Source organism: Syntrophomonas sp. UBA5494, assembly GCF_002426325.1.
Genome location: NZ_DIPG01000109.1, coordinates 1 through 7,523, shown reverse-complemented (window position 1 = coordinate 7,523; position 7,523 = coordinate 1). Strand labels below are relative to the sequence as shown.

Genomic DNA, 7,523 nt, shown 5'->3' with positions numbered 1-7,523 from the left:
TGGGTGCAGATGATTATTTGGTCAAACCGTTTAATCCCCTGGAGTTGATAGCACGAATCAAGGCCATGTTAAGGCGCAAGAGTCATTCCAAGGCGGAAGATAATGCGCTTACATGCGATGGTTTATTACTGGACCTTGCTGCCAATAAATTTTTTAAAAACCATATAGAAATAGAATTAACGCCCACCGAATTTGCTTTGCTTAAGATGTTTATGGAAAATCAGGGCAAGGCGCTTAAACGCAATGAGATGTTGAATGCCGTCTGGGGACAGGATTATTTTGGCGATACCAAAACTCTGGACGTACATATCAGGCGGTTGAGGGAAAAGCTGGAAGATAATCCATCTGAGCCGGAATATATCAAAACTGTATGGGGTTACGGCTATCGATGGCAGGCGGGACCTCAATAGGAGCACATGATGAAAGGAATCAGATTAAGATTAACCGCCAGTTTTATGGTCGTTATTATTTTCACGGTTGTGATTCTGGAAATGCTGCTTATCTATATCGTTAAGCAGAACTATTATAACAGCCTGGAGGGCAGTCTCACCAATCAAATAAAGATTTGCGCGGACATGTATACTAAGTATTTTGCCAATACCTCACTGCAGGACAATGTGCTTTATAATGTTGATGCATTCTGGAACCAGAGTAATGCCGAAGTACAGATCGCCGACCGAGACGGCAATATTGTAATGGACTCCCAGGGCGCCATTCCACCGGAAATGGCCGGCAGCGATATTAAGGAGGCCCTGGATGGCAAAACCGGGGTATGGGTGGGACACTTAAACGGGCAAAAAGTCATGGCGGTTGCCAATCCCCTGAAATCAGGAGAGGAAATCGTCGGCGCCTTGCGCTTTATCGCTTCTTTAAGCGCCGTCGACCAGGACATTGCCAAAACCGAGAAAATTTTTATATTTATCGGTCTGTTAGTGATCCTCATCGTTGGCTCGATGAGTATTTTTTTAGCCAACACCATCGTGGTGCCTTTGCAGGATGTCACAGCAGTGGCCCAGACCATGGCCAACGGCAATTTTCAGATCAAGAGCAGAAAAACCCGCGACGACGAAATCGGCGAACTTTCGGATACCTTAAATTACCTGGCCGATGAAATCGTAAAAAGGGAACAGCTTAAAAATGATTTTATTTCCTCGGTGTCCCATGAGCTGCGCACGCCCCTGACCTCTATCAAAGGATGGGCCATTACTTTACAGAGTGAAAACTTCCAGCAGAAAGAAATGCTTAACGGCGGTCTCAATATTATTGCCAAAGAGAGTGACCGGCTCACCCGGATGGTTGAAGAACTTTTGGATTTCTCCAAGTTTGTCTCGGCCAGAATCAAGCTCAACCCGGAAGAGGTAAACCTGATCAATTTATGTGAGCATTTACGCAAACAATTGACACCGCGAGCCGTACGGGAAAGTATCGATTTTACCGTTGACTGTCCTGAAGATATGCCCCATATTTATGCGGATGTTAACCGGCTTAAACAGTTGTTTATCAATATCTTGGATAATGCTTTTAATTTTAATCATCCGGGTGGTTATGTCCGTTTTAAAGCGGAAATTCAAGATGAAGCTTTTAAATTCACCATATCCGACAGCGGCTGCGGAATAGGCGCCGACGAACTGCCCATGGTCAAAGAGAAATTTTATAAAGGAAAAAGTTCGCTTTCCAAAAATGGCATCGGGCTTTCAATTTGTGAGGAGATCGTCAACCTGATGGGCGGCAAGCTGGAAATCACGAGTGAGCTGAATGAGGGCACTGATGTGGTGATCATTTTGCCTGGAGGGGAGAGGCCGGATGCTTTATAAATGCAAGATGTTACCGGCATTATTACTTCTCCTTTTAGTGGGCGGCTGCGCCAATCCTTCCTGGACCACGGCAGGGAAAATTGTTCCGCCCGTATATAATGTTTGCCCATTAGAAGGAAAATGGTCGGTGATCGAGGAGCTGGATTCCGAGGGATATTCCGGTGCGGCGAACCGTGAAGCAGAGACTGACTCTCTTCAGTTTAGCCGGGAAATTGCGGTATTGGGCAATAATGTCTGGAGTCAACCCACCTACAAAATCAAGAAGGTCAATTCAACCGATTATTTGATGACCAGATATATCGTCTTGGACAGCTATCTGGCGTCAATAAACCAGGAAGTTGATGTTGTTACCGTATTCGCAGACTCGAATTATCTGGGCGAATTTATGAAAATCGATGATGCCACCGTTATTTCTTTTGTACAAAATAAGGTGCTGCTGCTCCATAAAGTTGCTGATCATGCCGATGATCCCTTGTCAGTTGCGAACTTACATGCGGCTGATGTCAATCAATATAAAAATACCGGCACTTCCGGTATTTTTGTAGGACTTAAAATACCGTCAAACAATGACTATATCTACAAGACCGTGTGGATAGCCGCGGACGATAAAAAGCTGCGCCCGGTTCTGAGCAGGAATGATATTTATTTCCCGCGCAGAAGCGGGTTCTGGGAACTGCGGGTAAAGAGCGGGCTGAACCAAGCGGGAGCGGAATTATCGGCGCATAATGTGGCCATAAAAGATGCGGCGGGGATAGATGATGATGTCTCGGCAACAACAGCATCTCCAGGTGCTCAAAGCATCGTTGTTGATTATATCAGCAATGATTATGTAATCGTAGAGAGTACTGACGGTGGTACAGACAAACTGCAGGTATTGCCGGTGGATAAATTATCGTCTCCAATTGGAATCAAGGTTTCAGATTTGCTGGGAGATGCGGGATTGGCAGCTTATCACAGTGCCAGGGAACAAGCGCTGCAAATCCTGCCTAGTCAGGAAATTATATTGATAGACGGGGATGTGAACCAGGATAATTTTGGACTGACACGAAAAAACGGACATTGGCATCTCCAGGGGAGAATAAATTATCAACGCGATGGCACTCCCGGAAGCATGGATTTTAATATCAATTTCGTTCCGCCGGCTAATTTAGTATTTTACGACACCTTGTATCTCAGCTGGCAGAGCATAAAAGACCGGGTCCCCAATGCTTTGGACGCGTTTACTTCCCCCAATAGGGATATAGCTGTTATTAAAACCACAAGCAAATTGTATTTCTTTGGCATCAGCGGCGAACAATTAGACAGCGTCCCCCTGGGGGAAATTGAGTTGAAAGCAGGCGCCAGCATTATTATGGCCGAGTGGGCCACCGGGCTTTATGTGGATGATTGGGAGAAGACTTTTCTGGCCCATGGCGCAGGCAAGGTTTGAACTCAGATATGCCGCCGCAGGCTTCCGGGCTGATCTCCGGCCAGCACACTGCTGCCCGGCAAAACCAGGCTTAATTTTGGTATTTTGATGCATATCCATATGCGTGCCAATGCATGCCGCCCAATCGTCCTTTGTTAACTAATGCCTTCTAAGGCGCATATCTGCCGTCCCAGGTCATCGCTGTAAAAAAGCCTTAAGCCACCTCCGTACAGGCCGAATAATAATTCTTCGCTTAATATTTCCCTGTTCGGGCCAAAGGCAAAACGTCCTTGTTGATCGAGTACACCCACTTGATCGTCCAGCAGCAGCACATGATCGGGATTATGCGTGGTCATCACCACACCATAGCCTTTGTTTGCCATCTTCTTAAGTATATTTAATACTTTGACCTGATTGCCTGCGTCGAGATGGGAGGTGGGTTCATCCAGCAGAATAAACGCCGGTTTCTGAGCAATTACCCTGGCTATCACAGCCTGCTGGCGTTCGCCGCCGCTGATTCTCATAAAGGACTGTTCAGCCAAATGACTGATATTCATAGCCTGGATCGCTTCCCAGGCAACCTCGTATTTGGCTGCTTTCGGCTTTTGGAATGCTCCCAAGCGGGGTGCGCATCCGGTCACCACATAATCAATAACGGAAAAATCGAAAGAGGGTACGATGGTCTGGGGCACAAATCCGATAGCATTGGCGATATCCCGCTGCTTCATGTGACGATAGCTTTTTCCATCTATCAAAATGTCCCCCTGGCCGGGTAGATAAATACGGGTCAGACAAGCCAAGAGGGTTGATTTGCCTGCTCCGTTTGGCCCCAGAATGGTTACAGTGCTCCCCTGAGATATCGAAAAATTCAAGTTTTCAAATATCTTTTTCCCATTGGGATAGGAAAATCCCAGATTATGCACGACTATATTCATTGCACACCTCCCTTCTGTTTCCACAGGAGCCACGCAAAGAACGGTGCGCCCAGCAGGCCGGTGAGGATACTCAGCGGGATCTCTACAGTAGTGGCGGCACGCGAAATGGTGTCTATCACCAGCATGAACAGGCCCCCCAGCAGTACGCAGGCCGGAAGCAATTTGACATTGTCGGATCCGACCAGGAGCCGGCCCAGATGGGGAATTACCAAGCCGATCCAGCCGATGGTGCCGCTGATGCTGACCGCGCTGGCGGTAAGCAGGCTGGAGCCGGCAATAGTGATGCCGCGATAAAGCATTACATTCATGCCCAGGGTTTTGGCCTCCTCTTCACCAAAAGAAAGAATATTGATGCGCCAACTCAGAGCCAGCATCAACACTCCGCAGATAATGAGCAGCGGTGAAACCGAGGTAAGCTGAATGTGATTGACTGAAGCTACGCTGCCCATCTGCCAGAATACGATCTCTGACAGTTGGGTCTCTGGATTGGCGATGTACTTGAGAGTTGCACAGACTGAAGCCATGAATCCGCTGGTAATAATACCGGCCAAGACCAGGGCCAGGTTGCTTTGATTTTTTAGAAAACGAGTTATGCTCACACTGATTCCTACCGCGGCCATTCCTACTAAAAAGGCGAAAAACTGTACCATCGCCATCCCCAGGCCAAATAATATGGCTATCGCCGCGCCAACACTGGCTCCTGCCGAGACCCCAGCAGGTCCGGAGAAACCAGGGGGTTTTTAAATACCCCCTGGTAGACCGCTCCAGAAAGTGCCAGGGCCCCGCCTACCAGCACTGCCGCCAGTATCCTGGGTATGCGGATGACAAACAATACATCGTGCATGGCGGCATCCTGAGGAGACGTGCCAGACAGCCGTTCAGACAACGCCAGTAGTACATCAGCCGGATTCATGCTGTATCTGCCTACACTCAAGGCCAGCAGCACCATAGCCAGCATCCACAGGCATGACCCGATCAAGAACCGCTTATAGTTGGTATTACGCATATAGTCCATTATTTATTTGGTTATTCCCAATTGTTCCGCCGTAAAGGTCTTTCCGTAAACGAATTGATAAAAATCATTGACATCTTTCATCAGCTCATCATAAGAATAAAGGTCGGGATGCAGATTATACAGGGTCCAGCACAGTCCCAATGAGGCGCCGGGAGTATTGTAATCCCAGGGTTCCAGATTGGAGGGGAATTTGTAAACCTTTTTGTTTTTTACAGCAGATATGTTGGCCCATTGAGGATCATTTAAGATATCATCCACCGTGTAGCTGGCATAAGCCGGGAAATAAATGACGTCGGGATTCCATTTGATGATTTGCTCCATGTTGACCGAAAGCCACAGTTCTTGCGCAGACAAACCTTTGGTCACCGGTATTCCGCCTGCAGTCTCGATCATCTGGTTTTGGAGCATATTATCTGAGGCCACATCGGTTTTGGCGCTTCCCGAAATGAAAAGCACGGTCGGTTTTGTGGCGGCTTTGCCTGCCACCTCCGAGGCTTTGTTTATTTTGGCATCAAATAACGCTACCAGTTCTTCGGCACGGTTATCCTGATCAATAGCCTTGCCCACCAGCTTCAGTCCATCTTTGATGGAATCATATTTCTCGACATCCAATACTATACAAGGAACCCCTACTTCGGCAAGTTGATCAACCTGGCTCTGGAAACGTAGCGGAAGCAGCATCAGATCCGGCTTGACCGAAATGATGGTTTCCATGTTGATATTCTTGCCTTTACCGATAACAGTGGCCTGATTGACTTCAGGTGCTGCTAAATCGTATAGCCCATAAGCCATGTCCTTGTTGCCGAAGCCTGCTAAACGCTTACCATTACCGTCCAAAACGATAACCAGATTCATACTGGGATTATGGGTGCCGATAACCCGCTCGGCTGCTTTAGGCAGTTCTACGCTCCGCCCGGCATGATCGGTTAATGTTATCGGAGCAGCTTTCGAAGCATCTGCCGGTGCAGCGGTCGGTTCAGTCTTGCTGCATCCCGGTATCAGCAGCAGGGACACTGTAAGCAGCATGATCAGCACTATTAAATGTCTGGATTTCTTCATGTTACACCCTCTCCTTTTTGGCTAAATATTCATTACAAATGTCTTTTTACCCCGCTGATAGAGCACCTGAATATTCTAGCGCTATATGGGGGTAGTTGGGTTCTTCAATCAATCGCGAGTCCCGCACTTCCTTTGGAGCCAACCGGGAGCGTTCTTTCGGTTTGGCCTTGTTGTTCGCTTCGTCTGCCACCCCTGCCGGCATACAAAAAAAGCCATGCACAGGATGGCATAACTTTGTGTTAAAAAAAGCTATACCAGAGGCATAGCTTTCATAAGTCATAAAAGACTGAAAATACCCTCCTTTCCAAAACGGGAGGCGCGGACGTTTCCCTCCGCACCCATCGGCCAGCACCCATATCGATTGACTTAGGCATGTTAGGCTCGGGGAGCTAGTATTAAATTAGAAACTCCTTTGTATCTTCGTCAAAAATATGTCAAATCCTGCATTTTCATGACAGTTAGTGGCGTCATACTGCGGCTAACTTCGGGGCCAGCCACGGAGCGTTCTTTTTGCTGGCTTTAATTATTACGACAACAGAGGACGGCCGTTGCGGAGGGAAGCAGTAATAAATTGTGAAACGATGGCAGATCGAGATGGATGACGGGTTTCATTACTTCAAGTATCGCTTCAGTTCTGCATAAAAGTTGTCGCAGCTGCCGTCAAGTATAACGACAACGCTTTCGTCCTTTTCTTCAGTAATGGTGCAGACTAGTTTGTAATTGGTTTTGTTGTGGAAGATATCTAGTATACAGGGCAGGGGGAGTAATTTTTACAGCCCTAATCCTGGAGAGCGGGCGGCTGGCAAAACGCGAAAAAAGGTAAAGGCAAAGAAGCAAAAGATATGCAGTAAGATGGAACTGGTGAAATCCCCTTGACAAATATAGATTACGACTGTAAACTATCCCTGAGGTTACAAAAGTAACCCAAGGGAGGAAGGCACTTGAACAAATTAGCAGCCAAGATAACAGATTCGGAAGTTGAAGTAATGCGGGTGTTATGGCAAGCAGGTGGCGAGCTTCCTGTGGCGGAAATCAGGAAGACGCTGGAGCGCACCAGCAAATGGGAAAGCTCCACTATTAAAACCCTCTTGCGCAGGCTCTGTGAAAAGGGCGTGGTTCAGGCCGCCAAAAGAGAGGTGTTTTACTACAAGCCTTTAGTCAGTGAGGCTGAGTATAACGAATATACTACCCAAAGTTTAATCGACCGGTTGTACTCCGGCAGTGCCAAAAACCTGGTGGCATCTCTCCTGGGAAGCAAAAAACTTGCCGCTGCCGACATTGAAGAGCTGCGC

At 47.6% G+C, this 7,523-nt stretch carries 7 protein-coding genes, 1 pseudogene and 1 riboswitch; of the genes and pseudogenes, 4 read left to right on the top strand and 4 right to left on the bottom strand.

The window, feature by feature from the left end; all coding sequences use genetic code 11:
• The 3 genes from B3W37_RS12125 to B3W37_RS12115 form a co-directional block, all read left to right on the top strand.
• Positions 1-410, top strand: a 410-nt coding sequence (locus tag B3W37_RS12125; RefSeq protein WP_483175959.1) for a winged helix-turn-helix domain-containing protein, incomplete at its 5' end; no start/stop codon positions are given.
• Positions 411-419: 9 nt separating this feature from the next.
• A complete protein-coding gene (locus B3W37_RS12120) occupies positions 420-1,814 on the top strand; it encodes a sensor histidine kinase (RefSeq protein ID WP_483171376.1) in 1,395 nt (464 codons plus the stop codon).
• On the top strand, positions 1,804-3,243 hold the full coding sequence (locus tag B3W37_RS12115; protein ID WP_483175958.1) for a hypothetical protein: 1,440 nt from the start codon (positions 1,804-1,806) through the stop codon (positions 3,241-3,243). Before B3W37_RS12120 ends, B3W37_RS12115 begins: the two co-directional genes overlap by 11 nt.
• 134 nt (positions 3,244-3,377) lie before the next feature.
• Here B3W37_RS12115 and B3W37_RS12110 read toward each other — a convergent pair whose 3' ends face one another.
• The 4 genes and pseudogenes from B3W37_RS12110 to B3W37_RS12095 form a co-directional block, all read right to left on the bottom strand.
• Positions 3,378-4,157 carry an ABC transporter ATP-binding protein gene (locus B3W37_RS12110; RefSeq protein ID WP_483175956.1) on the bottom strand — a complete coding sequence of 260 codons (780 nt, stop codon included), beginning with the start codon at positions 4,155-4,157 and terminating at the stop codon, positions 3,378-3,380.
• Positions 4,154-5,070: pseudogene (locus B3W37_RS12105) on the bottom strand (FecCD family ABC transporter permease). Before B3W37_RS12105 ends, B3W37_RS12110 begins: the two are co-directional and overlap by 4 nt.
• 105 nt (positions 5,071-5,175) lie before the next feature.
• Positions 5,176-6,231 (bottom strand): ABC transporter substrate-binding protein, encoded by a 1,056-nt coding sequence (locus tag B3W37_RS12100; RefSeq protein ID WP_483175955.1) that lies wholly within the window; start codon positions 6,229-6,231, stop codon positions 5,176-5,178.
• A gap of 46 nt (positions 6,232-6,277) precedes the next feature.
• Positions 6,278-6,511 carry a hypothetical protein gene (locus tag B3W37_RS12095; protein WP_483175953.1) on the bottom strand — a complete coding sequence of 78 codons (234 nt, stop codon included), beginning with the start codon at positions 6,509-6,511 and terminating at the stop codon, positions 6,278-6,280.
• A 1-nt stretch (position 6,512) separates the two neighbouring features.
• Positions 6,513-6,630, bottom strand: a riboswitch (molybdenum cofactor riboswitch).
• Positions 6,631-7,172: 542 nt separating this feature from the next.
• On the opposite strand from B3W37_RS12095, the gene B3W37_RS12090 reads away from it, so the two are divergent.
• The coding region (locus tag B3W37_RS12090; RefSeq protein WP_483175951.1) for a BlaI/MecI/CopY family transcriptional regulator at positions 7,173-7,523 on the top strand (351 nt) is incomplete at its 3' end.